16 protein-coding genes are annotated in these 16,775 nt (G+C 69.1%); 6 read left to right on the top strand and 10 right to left on the bottom strand.

Annotation, left to right across the window (positions count from 1 at the left end; translation table 11 throughout):
* Positions 1 to 5 precede the first annotated feature (5 nt).
* Genes ROP_RS04385 through ROP_RS04375 form a run of 3 tightly spaced genes read right to left on the bottom strand, consistent with a single transcriptional unit; the run spans position 6 to position 1,514 of the window.
* The gene (locus tag ROP_RS04385; RefSeq protein WP_012688139.1) at positions 6 to 629 is read right to left on the bottom strand and encodes a LysE family translocator; all 624 of its coding nucleotides are present in this window, start codon (positions 627 to 629) and stop codon (positions 6 to 8) included.
* Positions 630 to 651: 22 nt separating this feature from the next.
* Positions 652 to 1,071 carry a MaoC/PaaZ C-terminal domain-containing protein gene (locus ROP_RS04380; RefSeq protein ID WP_012688138.1) on the bottom strand — a complete coding sequence of 140 codons (420 nt, stop codon included), beginning with the start codon at positions 1,069 to 1,071 and terminating at the stop codon, positions 652 to 654.
* Positions 1,068 to 1,514, bottom strand: coding sequence for an FAS1-like dehydratase domain-containing protein (locus tag ROP_RS04375; protein ID WP_043824214.1), 447 nt, complete (start codon positions 1,512 to 1,514; stop codon positions 1,068 to 1,070). Before ROP_RS04375 ends, ROP_RS04380 begins: the two co-directional genes overlap by 4 nt.
* A 394-nt stretch (positions 1,515 to 1,908) precedes the next feature.
* Between ROP_RS04375 and ROP_RS04365 the strand changes: the two genes are divergently transcribed.
* Positions 1,909 to 2,094: a hypothetical protein gene (locus tag ROP_RS04365; RefSeq protein WP_005254262.1), complete on the top strand. Its 186-nt coding sequence runs from the start codon at positions 1,909 to 1,911 to the stop codon at positions 2,092 to 2,094.
* Positions 2,095 to 2,124: 30 nt separating this feature from the next.
* Positions 2,125 to 3,525: an RNB domain-containing ribonuclease gene (locus ROP_RS04360; protein WP_012688136.1), complete on the top strand. Its 1,401-nt coding sequence runs from the start codon at positions 2,125 to 2,127 to the stop codon at positions 3,523 to 3,525.
* Positions 3,526 to 3,529: 4 nt separating this feature from the next.
* On the opposite strand, the gene pip is transcribed toward ROP_RS04360, so the two are convergent.
* From pip to panB, 3 genes are read right to left on the bottom strand one after another with little or no spacing between them, the layout of a single operon-like run.
* On the bottom strand, positions 3,530 to 4,495 hold the full coding sequence (gene pip / locus ROP_RS04355; RefSeq protein WP_012688135.1) for a prolyl aminopeptidase: 966 nt from the start codon (positions 4,493 to 4,495) through the stop codon (positions 3,530 to 3,532).
* A gap of 7 nt (positions 4,496 to 4,502) precedes the next feature.
* Positions 4,503 to 4,961: a hypothetical protein gene (locus ROP_RS04350; protein ID WP_043824211.1), complete on the bottom strand. Its 459-nt coding sequence runs from the start codon at positions 4,959 to 4,961 to the stop codon at positions 4,503 to 4,505.
* 40 nt (positions 4,962 to 5,001) lie between these two features.
* Positions 5,002 to 5,871 (bottom strand): 3-methyl-2-oxobutanoate hydroxymethyltransferase, encoded by an 870-nt coding sequence (gene panB / locus ROP_RS04345; protein ID WP_012688133.1) that lies wholly within the window; start codon positions 5,869 to 5,871, stop codon positions 5,002 to 5,004.
* Positions 5,872 to 6,054: 183 nt separating this feature from the next.
* Between panB and ROP_RS04340 the strand changes: the two genes are divergently transcribed.
* The 4 genes from ROP_RS04340 (at position 6,055) to ROP_RS04325 (ending at position 13,062) form a co-directional block, all read left to right on the top strand.
* The gene (locus tag ROP_RS04340; RefSeq protein WP_012688132.1) at positions 6,055 to 7,623 is read left to right on the top strand and encodes an alpha/beta hydrolase; all 1,569 of its coding nucleotides are present in this window, start codon (positions 6,055 to 6,057) and stop codon (positions 7,621 to 7,623) included.
* Positions 7,624 to 7,739: 116 nt separating this feature from the next.
* Positions 7,740 to 9,080: a type I glutamate--ammonia ligase gene (glnA, locus tag ROP_RS04335; RefSeq protein ID WP_005247775.1), complete on the top strand. Its 1,341-nt coding sequence runs from the start codon at positions 7,740 to 7,742 to the stop codon at positions 9,078 to 9,080.
* An 8-nt stretch (positions 9,081 to 9,088) separates the two neighbouring features.
* Complete coding sequence (locus ROP_RS04330) at positions 9,089 to 12,103, top strand: bifunctional [glutamine synthetase] adenylyltransferase/[glutamine synthetase]-adenylyl-L-tyrosine phosphorylase (RefSeq protein ID WP_043826251.1); 3,015 nt, start codon at positions 9,089 to 9,091, stop codon at positions 12,101 to 12,103.
* Entirely contained in the window at positions 12,100 to 13,062 is a 963-nt protein-coding gene (locus ROP_RS04325) for an endonuclease/exonuclease/phosphatase family protein (protein WP_012688130.1), read from the top strand. Before ROP_RS04330 ends, ROP_RS04325 begins: the two co-directional genes overlap by 4 nt.
* Before the next feature lie 3 nt (positions 13,063 to 13,065).
* On the opposite strand, the gene ROP_RS04320 is transcribed toward ROP_RS04325, so the two are convergent.
* Genes ROP_RS04320 through ROP_RS04305 form a run of 4 tightly spaced genes read right to left on the bottom strand, consistent with a single transcriptional unit; the run spans position 13,066 to position 16,688 of the window.
* A complete protein-coding gene (locus ROP_RS04320) occupies positions 13,066 to 14,049 on the bottom strand; it encodes a glycine betaine ABC transporter substrate-binding protein (protein ID WP_012688129.1) in 984 nt (327 codons plus the stop codon).
* Positions 14,049 to 14,822: an ABC transporter permease gene (locus ROP_RS04315; protein ID WP_012688128.1), complete on the bottom strand. Its 774-nt coding sequence runs from the start codon at positions 14,820 to 14,822 to the stop codon at positions 14,049 to 14,051. The genes ROP_RS04320 and ROP_RS04315 overlap by 1 nt, the downstream gene beginning before the upstream one ends.
* Positions 14,819 to 16,045 carry an ABC transporter ATP-binding protein gene (locus ROP_RS04310; protein WP_012688127.1) on the bottom strand — a complete coding sequence of 409 codons (1,227 nt, stop codon included), beginning with the start codon at positions 16,043 to 16,045 and terminating at the stop codon, positions 14,819 to 14,821. Before ROP_RS04310 ends, ROP_RS04315 begins: the two co-directional genes overlap by 4 nt.
* Entirely contained in the window at positions 16,038 to 16,688 is a 651-nt protein-coding gene (locus tag ROP_RS04305) for an ABC transporter permease (protein WP_012688126.1), read from the bottom strand. The genes ROP_RS04310 and ROP_RS04305 overlap by 8 nt, the downstream gene beginning before the upstream one ends.
* Between the last annotated feature and the right edge of the window lie 87 nt (positions 16,689 to 16,775).

Here is a 16,775-nt window from a genome sequence, read left to right as displayed (position 1 = left end):
CGCCCCTAACGCGCCTCGGCGACGACCACGGCGCCGAAGCTGAAGAGAACGGTCCCGGTGATCCGGTCGAGGACCTTCCGCACCGACGGCTTCTCCAGCGTGGTGCGCGCGCGGGTCAGCAGGATGCTGTACGCGCCGAGCCAGACGATCCCGAGCAGTCCGTGCACCAGCACCAGCAGGGCCAGGCTCGGGGCGGTCGGCCAGCCGGGCGGAACGAGCTGGGGGAGCAGGCCGGTGTAGAACACCGCGATCTTGGGGTTGAGGAGGTTGGTGAGGAACCCGGCCCGCCAACTCGACCCCGAAGACGGAACCGGCGCGGGCGCGGTGCGGGCGGGGCGGGGCCGCGTCCGGCTGCGCCAGAGGGTGGAGAGCCCCAGGTACACGAGGTACATTCCGCCGACGATCTTCACGACGGTGTACGCCTCCGCGGAGGCGGCGAGCACGGCTCCGAGCCCGACGACGGTCAGAGCGCCCCACACCATCAACCCGGCGACCACGCCGAACGTGGCTCGCAACGCGGCGCTGCGCCCGCCGGACAGTCCGGCGCGGGTCACCACCGCCATGTCCGGACCCGGAATGACGGTCAGAAGCCCGAGCACCGCGAACGCAGTCACCACCACACCGATCATCGGACCAGTATTTCGGGCGTCGTCAGCGCAGCGAAATCCAGACCTGCGACTTACCGAGCACGGTGTGCCCGTCGAATGTGACCGTCAGGTCGATCCTCGCGCTGCCCGCGGATTCGTCGACCTCCGCGGCCTTCGCGACGACCTCGACCACCGCACCCTGGGCCGGGTCGACGATCACCGGCTTGGTGAAGCGAGCGCGGTACCCGGTGACCAGTGCGGGGTCGCCGAGCCAGTCGACGACGCACTGCGTCGCCAGTCCCAGCGTGAGCATGCCGTGCGCCAGCACACCGGGCAGGCCCACCGCGTCGGCGACGTCGTCCCGGTAGTGAATGGAGTTGAAGTCGCCGGACGCCCCGGCGTAGCGGACCAGCGATTCCCGGGTCACGTGATATCGGGCCTTGGCGACGGTGTCGCCGAGCAGAATTCGTCGCGGAGACGTCATTCCTCCCCCCTGACGAACAGCGTCGACGTCATCGTGCTCACGTGATCGCCTGTGGCGTCGTGGATCTCGATGTCGGCGACGAGCAGGGTGTGCGGGCCGCGCGAGGTCACGTGCGTGACGGTAAGCACGGCGGAGAGTTCGTCGCCCGCGACGACGGGGCGGTGGGACGTGGCGTGCTCGGTGCTGTGCACCAGATTGACCGGCTCGATCCCCGTCGTCGGATCGGCGACCAGTTGCGCGAGTGCCCGCTCCTGCACGATGACGGGAAACGTGGGCGGGGCAACGAGATCGGCGTGACCGGCGGCGCGGGCACTGTCGACGTCGAACGACGTCGGGTTGGTGGCGAAGACGGCGCGGGCGAATTCCCTGATCTTCTCGCGGCCGACGAGGTAGGGCTCGGTCGGCGGGTAGACACGACCCTCGATCTCCGGATTCACTCCCATCACGTCAGCCTAGAGACGTGGGGTCCGCTGGGCAGGGCGAAGTGTCACGAATGGGTTGCGGGGTGCCTGCCCCCGATGCGACGAAACCCCCGCCGGGATGTGTCCGGCGGGGGTTTCGGGGTATCGACTGATCGACAACCGTCAGACGGGATCGACCATCAGCAGTTGGGCCCAGTAGGAGGCGCCTTCGGCACCGAGGTAGGGAAGTAGCTGATCAAAAATGATCGTCGACATGCTCGCTCCATTCTCTGTTCGGGCACTGCGCACGGGAAGAACGAGCCATCGGCACCGCACTGACCGGCGCCGGGGACCGTATCACCGGACAGGACTCCGAGGGTAACAGTCTGAGCGTGATCCACAACCCCACACGTCCCACCGGTGCCACACTGAGGGCATGACTGACGAAGATCACCTCTGGTACTACAACGTCGAGGACGGCACCGTCACGCAGGGGAAGGCGGCGTCGTCGATGTCGCGGATGGGCCCGTATCCCGACCGGGCGTCGGCGGAGAAGGCGCTGCAGATCGCCGCGGAGCGGAACAAGGCGGCGGACCGGGCCGACGAGGAGTGGAACAACTAGCGACACGGAGAGGGTGTGCGGGAGGTGCCGATGAGTCGTTTCGTCACGCGCGGAATCGATTTCGGCACCGTGCGCACAGAGTTTCATCTGCCGGACGGGTATCCGCCCGCCGCGGTCGCGCAGGCGCGGACGGCGTCCGACCGGTACGCAGCCGAACGGCAGGACCGCACCGATCTGGCGTTCGTCACCATCGATCCGCCCGATTCGATGGACCTCGACCAGGCGTTGCACCTGGAGCGGGCAGCCGGCGGGTTCGTCCTGCACTACGCGATCGCGGACGTCGGCGCCGTCGTGGAGCCCGGTGGGGTGCTCGACGTGGAGACCCGCAAACGCGGGCAGACGTTCTACCTCCCCGACGGCAAGGTGCCGCTGCACCCCAAGGAACTCTCGGAGGGATCCGCAAGCCTTCTTCCGGGCGAGAACCGCCCGGCGGTGTTGTGGCGGATCGAACTCGACGAGTCGGCCGAACCGCTGTCCTGCACCGTGTCCCGTGCCACGGTGCGGTCCGTGGCCCGACTCGACTACGCCGGTGTGCAGGCCGACGCGGAAGCGGGACGACTGCATCCGTCCATTGCGTCGTTGCCCGAGTTCGGCCGGCTCCGCACGGCCGCGGCGGTGGCGCGCGGCGCGATCGAACTCCGGCTCCCCGAGCAGGAAGTGGTGCCGGACGGCGACACCTGGCGCGTCGACCTCGCGCCCCGAACCGAGGCCGACGACTGGAACGCCGAGGTCTCGCTGCTGACCGGAATGTGCGCGGCCGCCATGATGCTCGACGCGAAGGTCGGGTTGCTCCGCACGCTGCCGTCTGCCGGTCCGGACGCGGTCGGGGCGCTGCGGCGCACGGCGGCGGCGCTGGGAATCGATTGGCCCGAGAGCGTCGGCGTCGGTGCACTCCTGGCGCGGCTGGACCCGAATTCGGCGTCGACGCTGGTGCTGATGACCGAGGCGCCGTCGCTGCTGCGGGGCGCCGACTACGCCGCGTTCGACGGCGCCCTGCCGGAACTGACCGCACACGCCGCCATCGGCGCCCCCTACGCGCACGTGACCGCGCCGCTGCGCCGGCTCTCGGACCGCTACTCCACGGAGGTGTGCCTGGCCGTGTCCGCCGGAACCCCGGTGCCGTCCTGGGCCCGGGACGCCCTGGGATCGATGCCCGAGATCATGGGCGGCTCGGATACCCTCGCGAGCAAGATCGACCGGGCCTGCATCGACCTCACCGAGGCGACCGTGCTCGCCGATCGGGTGGGGGAGACGTTCGACGCGACCGTGCTGCGGTCACGGAACGGTAAACGCACCGCGGACGTGTTCGTTCCGTCGGTGTCCGTGATGGCCAAATGCGTGGGCGACCCCGCCGAGGGCGAGCAGGTGAAGATCAGGCTCGTCTCCGCCGACGTCGCGAAGCGGACCGTCGAATTCGGTTATCCCGCTTAATGCGTCAGGCGCGGAAGCGGTCCGTGGCCTCGATCAGGTGGTGGACGATGCCCGGTTCCATCGCGGAGTGTCCCGCGTCGTCGACGACCTCGAGCCGGGAACCCGGCCACGCCCGGTGCAACGCCCACGCGCTGGCCGCGGGGCACACCACGTCGTACCGGCCCTGCACGATCACGCCCGGAAGGCCGTCCAGCGCGGCCGCATCCCGCAGCAGCTGGCCCTCGTCCAGGAATCCGCGGTGGTGGAAGTAGTGGTTCTCGATGCGGGCGAAGGCGAGCGCGAACCTCGGCTGGGACGTCTCCACCACCCGTTCCGGTTTGGGGAGCAGCGAACTCGTCGCGCCCTCCCACGTGGACCACGCGACCGCGGCCCGCGTCGCGACGTCCGCGTCGTCGGAGTGCAGGAGCCGGTGATACGCCTCGACGAGATCCCCGCCCCGCTCCGACTCCGGCACCGGCGCCAGGAACTTTTCCCACAATTCGGGGAACAGGCGTCCGGCACCGCCGTTGTAGTACCAGTCGATCTCGCTGCGGCGCAGCAGGAAAATGCCGCGCAGCACCAGTTCGGTGACCCGGTGGGGGTGCTTCTGGGCATAGGCGAGTGCCAGGGTGGAGCCCCACGACCCGCCGAAGACCTGCCACCGGTCGATGCCGAGATGCTCGCGCAGCATCTCGATGTCGGCGAGAAGTCGGTCGGTGGTGTTGACCGACAGATCGGCCCCGTCGGCGACGTGCGGTGTGGAACGCCCGCACCCGCGCTGGTCGAGCAGCACGATCCGGTACACCTGCGGGTCGAAGAACTGGCGTTGCGCGGGGTCGGTGCCGCCGCCTGGGCCGCCGTGGAGGAACACGACCGGCTTCCCGTCGGGGTTGCCACTCTGCTCCCAGTACATCTGCTGACCGTCGCCGACGTCGAGGTGCCCGAACTGGTACGGCTCGAGCGGCGGGTACAGGGTGCGCAATGCGGTCATGCCGGCCTCAGAACCCGATCAGGCCGGACGCCAGATCGGGGATCTCCAGCGCGGTGATCGCCTGCTGCCGGATGTCGGGGCAGGCCGCCGTCGTGATGACGTCGATCCGGGACCGGTCCTGCAGGAAGTCGAGCGCATTGAGGTTGTTCTGCGCGATCCACGTGCCGACCAGGCCGTTCAACCCGGTCTTCCCGATAGTCGGGGTGTAGGTGCGCCAGCTCTGCAGCTGACCCTCGAGGTCGGTGCAGAGCTGGGCGGCCTGAGCCTCGGTCACCGCGCCGGGCACCAGGGCGGTGCCGGGAACCGTGGTGGCCGGCGGCGGGGGCGCGGTGGTGCCGGGCGCGGGGGCGGGGCCCTGTCCGGCGCACCCCGCGACCAGTGCCGCAGCCGCCACCGTCCCGGCCGCAGCTGCGACCAGGCGGTGACGACGTCCGAGACCGTGCACGCGTCGCTGTCCCATGAACATCCCCCTCGAGTGTGTGCCGGCCCGGTGAGTCGAGGACGACCTAGAAGCTGTGCTCTTCCGCCGGAAACGTTCCGGTGCGCACTTCGGCCGCGTAGGCGGCGGCCGCGGTGCGCAACTCGTCACCGACGTTACCGAAGCGCTTGACGAACTTCGCCGTCTTGCCGCTGGTGTAACCGGCCATGTCCTGCCACACGAGGACCTGGGCGTCGCACTCGGCGCCCGCTCCGATGCCCACTGTGGGGATGGTGAGCTTGCGCGTGACCTGGCCCGCGATCTCGGCGGGCACCATCTCCATGACGACGGAGAACGCGCCGGCCTCCTGCACGGCGATCGCGTCGGCGACCAGTTGCTCGGAGGCGTCGCCGCGGCCCTGGACGCGGAAACCGCCGAGCGAGTTGACGCTCTGCGGGGTGAACCCCACGTGGGCCATGACGGGGATGCCCGCCGCGGTGATCGCGGCGATCTGCGGTGCGACGCGCTCGCCGCCCTCGAGCTTGACCGCGTGGGCCAGCCCCTCCTTCATGAACCGGGTCGCGGACGCGAGGGCCTGCTCCGGGGAGCTTTCGTAGCTGCCGAACGGCAGGTCCGCGACAACGAGCGCGTGCGGAGCGCCGCGGACGACGCCGCGCACGAGGGGGAGGAGTTCGTCGATCGTGACGGGAACGGTGGTCTCGTACCCGTAGACGACGTTGGCGGCCGAGTCGCCGACCAGGAGGACCGGAATTCCGGCCTCTTCGAAGATGCGGGCGCTGGAGTAGTCGTAGGCGGTGAGCATCGACCAGCGTTCGCCCTCGGCCTTCATGGCCTGCAGGTGGTGGATCCGGGTCTTGCGCTTGGGAACGTCGTGCGATGGTGCTGATCCGTAGAGCCGATCTTCTGACGTGCTCGCGGACGACTTGCTATCGGACATCGTTGTCCCTTTCTGGCCTCGAGGCCCTTGACGGGTCCCCGGGTGCGGGTGATGACGCCTACAGTCTGCCACCGGCGGGCGGGCGAGCGAAGGGCTCGCGCGGGTGCAATGGGTCACACCCGCGGACCCGCCGCTGACCTGCGGGAAGGCCCTCGGGCGCGGAACCCCTGGCACGATCGTCCTATGTCGAAGAGTGCTCGGGTACCGGCCGCGTTCGCGGGGTGCGTCGCCGTCGTCCTTGTCGTCGCAGGCTGTGCCGGGGGCGGGCAGGGTACCGGTGAGGCCGTCGCCGAACCGTCGGCGGCCGACGCCGCCCCGGCCGGACCGATCCCCGCCGGGCTCGAGGAGTACTACACGCAGCAGGTGCAGTGGGGCTCGTGCGACGGGTTCAGCACGGACGGGTCCCCGCTCGGGGACACGGTCGACTGCGCCGAGGTGACGGTTCCGAACGACTACGCGAATCCCGCAGGTGCGACCGCGCAGATCGCCGTCTCCCGCTCGAAGGCGACCGGGGACAAGATCGGATCGCTGCTCGTGAACCCGGGCGGCCCCGGGGCGTCGGGTATCGGGCTGGCGTCCGTGGCGGACGGCACCGCCATCGCCGAGCGGTTCGACGTCATCGGTTTCGATCCGCGCGGCGTCGGCGCGTCCACCCCGCAGGTGACCTGTCTGACTCCGGAGGAAGTGGACGCGAGACGCAAGGACGACGACGTCGACATGAGTCCCGCGGGGATCGCGCGGACCGAAGCCGAGAATCGCGAGTACGCGGACAAGTGCGCGCAGCGAACCGGTGTCGACGTCCTCGGGCACGTCGGAACGAACGACGTGGTGCGCGACATGGACGTCATCCGGGCGGTGCTCGGCGACGAGAAGCTGAACTACCTCGGCTACTCCTACGGCACCCGGCTCGGCTCGACGTACGCGGAGACGTTCCCGGGCAATGTGCGCGCGATGGTCCTCGACGGCGCCCTCGACCCCGAGCAGGATCCGACGGAGGAAGTGATCCTGCAGGCCGCCGGGTTCCAGTCCGCGTTCGACGCGTTCGCCGCCGAATGCATGCAGCAGCCGGACTGCCCGCTCGGCACCGACCCGGCGCAGGCGAACGCCAGGTTCCGGGCGCTCGTCGACCCGCTGATCGGCAAGCCCGCCGCGACCACCGACCCGCGCGGACTCAGCTACACCGACGCGATCACCGGCGTCCAGCAGGCGCTGTATTCGCCGAACCTCTGGGGACCGCTCCGCGGCGGGCTGGAGAGCCTGCGGACGGGGACCGGTGATTCGCTGCTGATGCTGGCGGACCTGTACGAGGGGCGCGCCGACGACGGTACGTATTCCAACCTCAACGACGCGTTCAATTCCATCCGCTGCATGGACGATCCGCCCGTCACCGACCGTGCGGTCGTGGGGGAGGCGGACGTGCGGTACCGGCAGGCGGCGCCGTTCCTCGACGACGGTCGCGGTACCGGCAACGCGCCGCTGGACGTCTGCGCGTTCTGGCCCGCGCCGAACACGGGCGCGCCGCACACCGTGTCCGCGCCGGGGATCCCGCCGGTCGTCGTCGTGTCGACGACCGAGGACCCGGCGACGCCGTACCAGGCGGGTGTGGATCTGGCGAAGCAGATGAACGGCTCGCTCGTCTCGTACCGGGGCACCCAGCACACCGTCGTCCTCGACGGCGAGGCGTGCGTCGACGACGCCGTCACCGACTATCTCGTCGACCTCACGGTGCCGCCCGCCGACCTGATGTGCTGACCCGCGCGTGTGACGGGATCGGCCGAGGTGCCCGCACGCTGGCCCGATACGAATTCCGGAACAGTCGAATCAACGAAGTAACACAGATTTAACGAACTTTGCTTACTCTCGCGGACATGGATCGCCAAAAGGAATTCGTGCTTCGCACCCTCGAAGAGCGCGACATTCGGTTCGTCCGATTGTGGTTCACGGACGTTCTCGGATACCTGAAATCGGTGGCGATCGCCCCCGCGGAACTGGAAGGTGCCTTCGAGGAAGGGATCGGCTTCGACGGATCCGCGATCGAGGGCTTCTCCCGGGTGTCCGAGGCGGACACGGTCGCGAAGCCGGACGCCTCCACCTTCCAGGTGCTGCCGTGGAGTTCGAGCAAGGGACATCAGCACTCCGCCCGCATGTTCTGCGACATCGCGATGCCCGACGGCTCGCCGTCCTGGGCGGATTCGCGGCACGTGCTGCGCCGTCAGCTGAACAAGGCCAGCGATCTGGGTTTCAGCTGCTACGTGCATCCCGAGATCGAGTTCTTCCTGCTCGAGAACGGGCCGATCGACGGCACCCCGCCGAAGCCCGCCGACTCCGGCGGCTACTTCGACCAGGCGGTGCACGACTCCGCGCCCAACTTCCGCCGGCACGCGATCGACGCGCTCGAGTCGATGGGCATCTCCGTCGAGTTCAGCCACCACGAGGCGGCTCCCGGCCAGCAGGAGATCGACCTGCGGTACGCGGACGCCCTGTCGATGGCCGACAACGTGATGACGTTCCGGTACGTCGTCAAGGAGGTCGCGATCGCCGAGGGTGTGCGCGCCACGTTCATGCCCAAGCCGTTCAGCGATCAGGCCGGCTCGGCGATGCACACCCACATGAGCCTGTTCGAGGGCGACACCAACGCCTTCCACAACCCGGATGATCCGATGCAGCTGTCGGAGACCGGCAAGGCGTTCATCGCCGGCATCCTCGAGCATGCCAACGAGATCAGCGCCGTCACCAACCAGTGGGTGAACTCCTACAAGCGCCTGATCCACGGCGGCGAGGCCCCGACCGCGGCGTCCTGGGGTCCGTCGAACCGGTCGGCGCTGGTCCGCGTCCCGATGTACACGCCGAACAAGGCGTCGTCGCGCCGCGTCGAGATCCGCAGCCCCGATTCGGCCTGCAACCCGTACCTGACGTTCGCGGTGCTTCTCGCCGCGGGACTGCGCGGAATCGAGAAGGGCTACGAACTTCCTCCCGAGGCGGAGGACGACGTGTGGGCGCTGACGTCGGCCGAGCGCCGCGCCATGGGCTACCGCGAGCTCCCCGGCAACCTCGACGGCGCACTGCGCGAGATGGAGAAGTCGGAGTTGGTGGCCGAGGCCCTCGGTGAGCACGTGTTCGACTTCTTCCTGCGCAACAAGCGGCGTGAGTGGGAGGAGTACCGGAGCCACGTGACGCCGTTCGAACTCAAGACGTATCTGGGGTTGTGAGCAAGAGCATGGTGAAGCCTCCGGCAGCGCGTTCTGCCGTTCCCGGTCCGGGTCGTCTGGGTCTCGTCGAGCCGACCGCTCCGTCCGAACTCCGCGAGCTGGGCTGGGTCGGTGAGGACAGCATCGAACTGCTGTGGTCGCTGTCGCGGGCCGCGAACGCCGACCTCGCCCTCCGCACCCTGGTGCGCCTGAAGGAAGGGCTCGGCGAGAGCTGGGCCGAACTCGACGCCGCGCTGCGTACCGACAAAGGCCTGCGCGGCCGGTTGTTCGGGCTGTTCGGTGCGTCCAGCGCATTCGGCGACCACCTGGTCGCGGATCCCGCGTCCTGGAAGATCCTCGCCGGCGACGTCCGCCTGCCGTCGAAGGACGAGGCGACCGCCACGATGATGGCGGCGGTCGGCGCCGAACCCGAAGAGGGTGCCCACCCGGACGCCCGCCTGTACCGGGCGAAGGTCACCGGGCCCGAAGCCATCGCCGCCCTGCGCAAGACGTATCGCGACGAACTGATGCTGCTCGCCGCCGTCGATCTCGCGGCGACCGTCGAGAACGAACCGGTACTGCCGTACCAGACCGTGGGACATCAGCTGTCCGATCTGGCGGATGCCGCACTGGACGCCGCCCTCGCGGTGGCCGTCGCTGCCGTGTGCCCGGACGCCCCGTGCCCCGTGCGGCTGGCTGTCATCGCCATGGGCAAATGCGGTGCGCGCGAACTCAATTACGTCAGCGACGTCGACGTGGTCTTCGTCGCCGAACCCGCCGACGCGATCGCCAGCCGCATCGCGGGCGAGATGATGCGCATCGGGTCCTCGGCCTTCTTCGACGTGGACGCCGCGCTGCGGCCGGAGGGCAAGCGCGGGGAACTCGTCCGCACCCTCGAATCCCACGTCGCGTACTACAAGCGCTGGGCCAAGACCTGGGAGTTCCAGGCCCTGCTCAAGGCCCGCCCGATGATCGGCGACGCCGCGCTCGGACAGCAGTACTCCGATGCCCTCAACCCGATGGTCTGGACCGCCTCCGAGCGCGAGGACTTCGTTCCCGAGGTGCAGGCGATGCGCCGCCGGGTGGAGGAGATGGTTCCGCCGGAACTGCGCGAGCGGGAACTGAAACTGGGTCGCGGCAGTCTGCGCGACGTCGAGTTCGCCGTCCAGCTCCTGCAACTCGTGCACGGCCGTGCCGACGAGGCGCTGCACGTCCAGAGCACCATCGACGCTCTCACCGCACTTGCCGCCCGCGGCTACGTGGGCCGCGACGACGCCGCGAATCTGGCGGCGTCCTACGAGTTCCTGCGATTGCTCGAGCACCGGCTGCAGTTGCAGAAGCTGCGCCGCACGCACACCCTGCCGCCCGCCGACGACGAGGAAGCGCTGCGCTGGCTGGCCCGTGCCGCGCACATGCGGCCCGACGGCAGCAAGGACGCGCTCGGCGTCCTCAACGCAGAGATCAAGCGCAACGCGCACCGGGTGCGGCGCCTGCACGCGAAACTGTTCTACCGGCCGCTGCTCGAATCGGTGGCGCGCATCGACAAGGAAGCGCTGCGGCTGAGCCCGGACGCGGCCATCCGCCAGCTCGCGGCGCTGGGCTACACCGCCCCCGAGAACGCGCTCGGCCACCTCACCGCACTCACCAGCGGTGCGTCCCGCAAGGGCCGCATCCAGGCGCTGCTGTTGCCGACCCTGCTCGAATCGCTCGCCGACACACCGGATCCCGATGCGGGCCTGCTCGCGTACCGGCGACTGTCGGACGCGATGACCGATCAGACCTGGTTCCTCCGGCTGCTGCGCGACGAGGCCTTGGTCGCCGAGCGGCTGATGACGGTGCTCGGGTCGTCGGCGTACGTCCCCGATCTGCTGATCAAGGCACCGGACGTGGTGCGGCTGTTCGCCGATTCACCGGCCGGGCCGCGGCTGCTGGAGTCGAAGCCGGAGGACGTCGCCCGCGGCATCCTGACGGCGTCCGCACGGCACGAGGACCCGGCCCGCGCGATCGCGGCCGCGCGCTCCCTGCGCCGCTACGAGCTGGCCCGCATCGCGTCCGCGGACATCCTCGGCATGCTCGACGTGCCGGGCGTGTGCAAGGCGCTGTCGTCCGTGTGGGCGGCCGTGCTCAACGCCGCCCTCGCCGCCGTGATCAAGGCGAGCGAGAAGGAACTCGGCACGCCCGCTCCCGCGACGTTCACGGTGATCGGGATGGGCCGGCTCGGCGGCGGCGAACTCGGCTACGGTTCGGACGCGGACGTCCTGTTCGTGTGCGAGCCGCGCGAAGGGATCGACGAGACCGTTGCCGTCAAGTGGGCCAACAGCATCGGCGACAAGGTGCGGACCCTGCTCGGCGCGCCGAGCACCGACCCGCCGCTCGAGGTGGACACCGGCCTGCGGCCGGAGGGTCGCAGCGGCCCGATGGTGCGCACGCTGGCGTCCTACGAGGCTTACTACGCGCAGTGGGCGCAGGCCTGGGAGATCCAGGCGCTGCTCCGCGCCCACCACGTGGCCGGCGACGCCGACCTGGGTCTGCGCTTCCTGCACATGATCGACAAGACCCGCTACCCGGAGGGCGGGGTGTCGGATCAGGCGGTCCGCGAGATCCGGCGCATCAAGGCGCGCGTCGACTCCGAGCGGCTGCCGCGCGGCGCCGACCCCGCGACCCACACCAAGCTCGGGCGCGGCGGTCTCGCCGACATCGAATGGACCGTCCAGCTGATCCAGCTCCGGCACGCCCACGAGATCGAGTCGCTGCACAACACGTCGACACTCGAGACGCTCGATGCGATCGGTGCCGCCGAATTGCTCAGCGAGTCCGACGTCGAACTGCTACGCGACGCGTGGATCACGGCGACGAAGGCACGCAACTGCCTCGTCCTCGTCCGCGGCAAGGCCACCGATCAGCTGCCCGGGTCGGGACGCGTCCTGTCCGCGGTCGCGCAGATCGCCGGCTGGGGTGGCGGCGACGCCGGCGAGTTCCTCGATCACTACCTGCGGGTGACCCGGCGGGCCAAGGCTGTGGTGGAGAGAGTCTTCGGGGAGTGATCGCCGCCTGGGGGGTGCGGGCACTGATCGCCCTCGGGTGGCTCGCAGTACTCGTCGGAGTGTTCGGTGTAGTGCTGCGATTCCTCGACGTCCAGAACCAGCGTCTGCTCGTGCTGGCGTCCGCGGCGCCCTACCTCATGGCGGCTGCCGCGGTCGGGGTGCTGCTGCTGGGAATCACCCGGCACTGGATCGGGTTCGGCGTCGCACTGACCGTGGCCGCGGTGGCCACCCTGTCGCAGGGTCCGTTGTACGTGGCGAATTCGGCGTCGGCGTCCGGGCCGGAACTGACGGTGATGCAGGCCAACATCTGGCTCGGCAACGCGGACGCCGACTCCCTCGTCCGGCAGATCCGGGATCGCGACGTCGACGTGCTCACCGTCAACGAGCTGACCCCGGAGGCCGTCGACAGGCTGGGGGCCGCGGGGCTCGACGCGACCCTGCCGTTCTCGTTCCTCATGCCCGGCGGCGGCGGTGAGGGAACCGGCATCTGGAGCCGGTACCCGCTGGCCGACAAGGTCCACCACTCGGAGTTCGTGCTGTCCGCGCTGTCGGCCCGGGTGGAACTCCCGGACGGTGCGAGCACCGCACTCTACGCGTTCCACCCGGTCCCGCCGTGGCCGTCGGATCCGTCGCTGTGGTCGCGCGAAATGGACCGCATCGCAGCGATTCTCGATACGATTCCCGCCGACTCGGGACCGGTGATCGTCAGTGGCGACTTCAACTCCACCCGCGACCACGTGAAGTACCGCAACCTCGTGACCGGACGCTACCGTGATGCCGCCGACCAGGTCGGCGCCGGAATTCAGAACACGTATCCCGCCGACCGGCAGCCGTTTCCGCCGATGATCGCGATCGATCACATCGTCACGAGCGACGCGCAGGCGCAGTCCGTGGAATCGGTGGTGCTGACGGGCTCGGATCACCGTGGCCTCGTCGCGAGGATCACCCTCGGCGGCTGACCGTCACGGGAGCGTGACGAATCCCTTCTGCACCAGCCAGTCCCGGGCCACATCGGCCGGTTCCTCGCCCTCCACGTCGACCCGCCGGTTCAGTTCGGTGATCTCCTCGTTGGTCAGGGCCGCGGAGATCGGGGCCATCACCTCCGCCACCTGCGGGTGCGCCTCGGCGAAATCCTTGCGCATCGTGATCGCCGGGTTGTACTTCGGGAAGAACTGGCGATCGTCTTCCAGCAGCACCAGATCGAGCGCGATGATGCGGCCGTCCGTCGTGAACACCTCACCGAACTTGCACTGGGTTCCGTCCGCGGTGGCCTGATAGATGATGCCGGTCTGCAGGATCTGGCGGTTCGCGCGGGCCGGATCGAAGCCGTACTTGGCGGCCATGCCCGGGAACCCGTCCTGGCGGACGTTGAACTCGGTCTCCACGCACGTCGTCGCTGCGGCGGGGTCGCGGTTGACCAGGTCCGCGTACTCCGACAGCGTGGTGATCCCGGTCTCCTCGGCGGTCTGCCTGCTCATCGCGAGCGCGTACGTGTTGTTCATCGGGGCGGGATCCACCCACACCATGCCGTTGCGTTCGAGGTCCTCGTCGCGGACGGCCTCGAACTGCGCGGTCGGGTCGGGGATCGGAATCTCGTTGCCGAGGTAGTTGATCCACCCGGTCCCGGTGTACTCGTAGGTGACGTCGATCTGACCGTCCAGCTGGGCGTCGCGCGTGCTGTTGGACCCCTGGATGTTGGTGAGGTCGCGCACGTCGGCGCCCGCGGCGCTGAGCGCGAATTCGATGATGTATCCGAGGGTGACCTGCTCGGTGAAGTCCTTGGACCCGACGGTGATCGCGACGCCCTCGAGTTCGGGCACGGGCTGGATGCTGCCCGGTTCCACCGACAGCGGCAGGGCGCCTCCGGATTCGAGGCCGCAGGACACTGCGAGTACCCCGCAGAACGTCACTGCCGTCGCGGCGATCGCCTTCCGCAGGAGGTTCATCAGCGCAGCCCCTTCGGGCCGAGGAACTCCTCGGCCAGCGCGCCGCACCAGTCGACGAGCAGCGCCAGCGCGACCGCGAGGACGGCTCCCACGACCAGAGTCACGTTGTCGCGCAGCTTGTATCCGGTGTCGATGAGGATACCGAGACCGCCGGCGCTGACGAGGAAACTGAGCGTCGCGGTGCCCACCGCGAGGACCAGCGACGTGCGCAGCCCCGCGAGGATGTATGGGACGGCGAGCGGGAACTCGACCTTGCGCAGGACGAGACCGGCCGTCATGCCCTGCCCCCGACCGGCGTCGATGACCGCGGGATTGACCTCCTGCAGACCGAGGATCGTGTTCCGCAGCACGGGTAGGAGCGAGTAGAACGCGATGGGCAGCACCCCGATCCAGAAGCCGGTGGTCCCCGTCGCGAGGAACAGCAGCACGAGCAGACCGATGGCCGGCGCGGCCTGCCCGATGTTCGCGATTCCGACGAAGACCGGTGCCAGCTTGGTGAACCCGGGCCGCGTCAGCAGGATCCCGAGCGGGACTGCGACGATGACGACGATCACCACGACGACCACGGTGATCAGCACGTGCTGCCACGTGAGGGTCGCGATGTTCGCGGCGTTGAGACTGCCCTTCTGTGTGGCGGTGAGGTCTCGGCTGAACGCCCAGCCGAGCACACCCACCACCAGGAACAGGACGAGGATCGGCTGGACCAGCAGGCGGGCCCGCTCCGAACGCCGGGCGGCCTGGGCGGTGGGCTTCGTGGTGACGGCGGCCGTCATGACGGTGTCCCGCCCTCGCTCGCCCCGTTCTGCTCCGGCTCGCCGACCTCGTCGTCGTGGGCATGTTCCTCACGCATCGCGGACAGGTGCGCCACCAGGGTGTCGATCGTGATGAGTCCGCGGTACTCGCCCCTCCGTCCCGTGACGATCGTCGAGGCGCTGCTCTCCGCCAGCAGTGCCTCGAGGGCGTCCTGCAGCGTCGACTGGGTGGACATCACCTCGTCGATGGGGTCGCCGATGTCGTGCAGCGACGTGGCGGTGGCCAGATGGTGGAGCGACACCCAGCGGATCGGGCGATCCCGCGCGTCCAGGAGGATGCCCCACTTGATCTTGCGGGGTGAGATCGCCGCCCGCAGTTCGTCCACCGAGCCGTCCTCGTACGCGGTCGGGCAGTCGAGGAGTTCGACCTCCGCCACCCGGGTGAGGGTCAGCTGCTTCAATGACGCGTCGGCGCCGATGAACCCGGCCACCATGTCGTTGGCGGGATGGGCGAGGATCGCCTCCGGTGTGTCGTACTGCATGATGTGCGACTGGTTGCCGAGCACCGCGATCCGGTCTCCCAGCTTGACCGCCTCGTTGAAATCGTGCGTTACGAACACGATGGTCTTGCCGAGATCGGACTGCAGCCGCATCAACTCGTCCTGCAGCAGCCCGCGCGTGATCGGGTCGACCGCGCCGAACGGCTCGTCCATCAGCAGCACCGGGGGATCGGCGGCCAGTGCCCGCGCCACCCCCACCCGCTGCTGCTGACCGCCCGACAACTGGCGGGGGTAGCGCTCGCGGTAGAGGCCCGGCTCGAGTCCGACGAGGTCGAGCATCTCGTCGGTGCGGTCGGCGATCTTCTTCTTGTCCCAGCCGATGAGCCCGGGGACGGTGCCGACGTTCTTGGCGATGGTCAGGTGCGGGAACAGCCCGGCCTGCTGAATCGAGTAGCCGATGCCGCGCCGCAGCTTGTCGGGGTCGATGGACAGGGCGTCCTTGCCGCCGATCGTGATCTTCCCCGAAGTCGGTTCGATGAGCCGGTTGATCATCCGCATCGTGGTGGTCTTCCCGCAGCCGGACGGGCCGACGAGGACGACGATCTCGCCGGCGGGGATGCGCATCGACACGTTGTCGACCGCCGCCTTTTCCTGGCCGGGATAACTCTTGACCACGTCTTCGAGGACGATGTCCACGCCCGAGACCGTGCTGCCGTTGGTGTGAGGTGTATCGAGATCAGTCACGGATCCCCCTGGAGGTGGTGAGTCGGCCGACGACGGCGAGGATGCCGTCGAGTACGAGGGCGAGGATCACGATGAGCACGGTCCCCGTGAGGGCCTGCGGTATCGCTGTCGGGCTGCCGACGCGGGACAGTCCCGAGAAGATGAGGTTGCCGAGCCCGGGACCCTTGGCGTAGGCGGCGATCGCGAGGATGCCCATCAGCATCTGCGTGCTCACCCGCATGCCCGTCAGGATCGACGGCCACGCGAGGGGGAGTTCGATTCTGCTCAGCACCGTCGTGCGGCTCATCCCCACGCCGCGGGCGGCGTCGGTGACGGCGGGGTCGACGGACGCGAGTCCGAGGATGGTGTTCCGGATGATCGGCAGCAGCGCGTACAGCACCAGGGCGGTCACGGTGGGCGCCACACCGAGTCCCAGGATCGGGATGAGCAGGCCGAGCAGGGCGAACGACGGGATGGTGAGGATCGTGCCGGCCAGGGCGGTCGCGATCGCGGACCCGGCGGGGCTCCGGTACACCAGGATCCCGATCGCCACCGCGACGATCGTGGCGATGACCACCGACTGCACGACGGCACTGACGTGCAGGAGCGAGTCGGTGAGAAGCTGCTGTTTCCTGGCGGAGACGAAGTCCCACAGTTGCTGCATGTCCAACCGCGCACACCTTTCTCCAGATGTGAAAACAGACCTCGGTCCTTCACAGTGCTATGTACCCGGACATCACGCAGGTGAATC

It is taken from the genome of Rhodococcus opacus B4 (assembly GCF_000010805.1).
GTDB classification, from domain to species: Bacteria; Actinomycetota; Actinomycetes; order Mycobacteriales; family Mycobacteriaceae; genus Rhodococcus_F; species Rhodococcus_F opacus_C.
This window is presented reverse-complemented; position numbering and strand designations above follow the sequence as displayed.

Excerpts from the sequence above, each read along its gene's own strand:
- ROP_RS04340 (WP_012688132.1), top strand. The coding sequence starts at position 6,055 with ATGTCGAAGAGTGCTCGGGTACCGGCCGCGTTCGCGGGGTGCGTCGCC.
- pip (WP_012688135.1), bottom strand. The coding sequence starts at position 4,495 with ATGACCGCATTGCGCACCCTGTACCCGCCGCTCGAGCCGTACCAGTTC.
- ROP_RS04360 (WP_012688136.1), top strand. The coding sequence starts at position 2,125 with ATGAGTCGTTTCGTCACGCGCGGAATCGATTTCGGCACCGTGCGCACA.
- ROP_RS04385 (WP_012688139.1), bottom strand. The coding sequence starts at position 629 with ATGATCGGTGTGGTGGTGACTGCGTTCGCGGTGCTCGGGCTTCTGACC.
- ROP_RS04350 (WP_043824211.1), bottom strand. The coding sequence starts at position 4,961 with ATGTTCATGGGACAGCGACGCGTGCACGGTCTCGGACGTCGTCACCGC.
- ROP_RS04305 (WP_012688126.1), bottom strand. The coding sequence starts at position 16,688 with ATGCAGCAACTGTGGGACTTCGTCTCCGCCAGGAAACAGCAGCTTCTC.
- ROP_RS04375 (WP_043824214.1), bottom strand. The coding sequence starts at position 1,514 with ATGGGAGTGAATCCGGAGATCGAGGGTCGTGTCTACCCGCCGACCGAG.
- ROP_RS04315 (WP_012688128.1), bottom strand. The coding sequence starts at position 14,822 with ATGACGGCCGCCGTCACCACGAAGCCCACCGCCCAGGCCGCCCGGCGT.
- ROP_RS04320 (WP_012688129.1), bottom strand. The coding sequence starts at position 14,049 with ATGAACCTCCTGCGGAAGGCGATCGCCGCGACGGCAGTGACGTTCTGC.
- ROP_RS04380 (WP_012688138.1), bottom strand. The coding sequence starts at position 1,071 with ATGACGTCTCCGCGACGAATTCTGCTCGGCGACACCGTCGCCAAGGCC.
- panB (WP_012688133.1), bottom strand. The coding sequence starts at position 5,871 with ATGTCCGATAGCAAGTCGTCCGCGAGCACGTCAGAAGATCGGCTCTAC.
- ROP_RS04330 (WP_043826251.1), top strand. The coding sequence starts at position 9,089 with ATGGTGAAGCCTCCGGCAGCGCGTTCTGCCGTTCCCGGTCCGGGTCGT.
- glnA (WP_005247775.1), top strand. The coding sequence starts at position 7,740 with ATGGATCGCCAAAAGGAATTCGTGCTTCGCACCCTCGAAGAGCGCGAC.
- ROP_RS04365 (WP_005254262.1), top strand. The coding sequence starts at position 1,909 with ATGACTGACGAAGATCACCTCTGGTACTACAACGTCGAGGACGGCACC.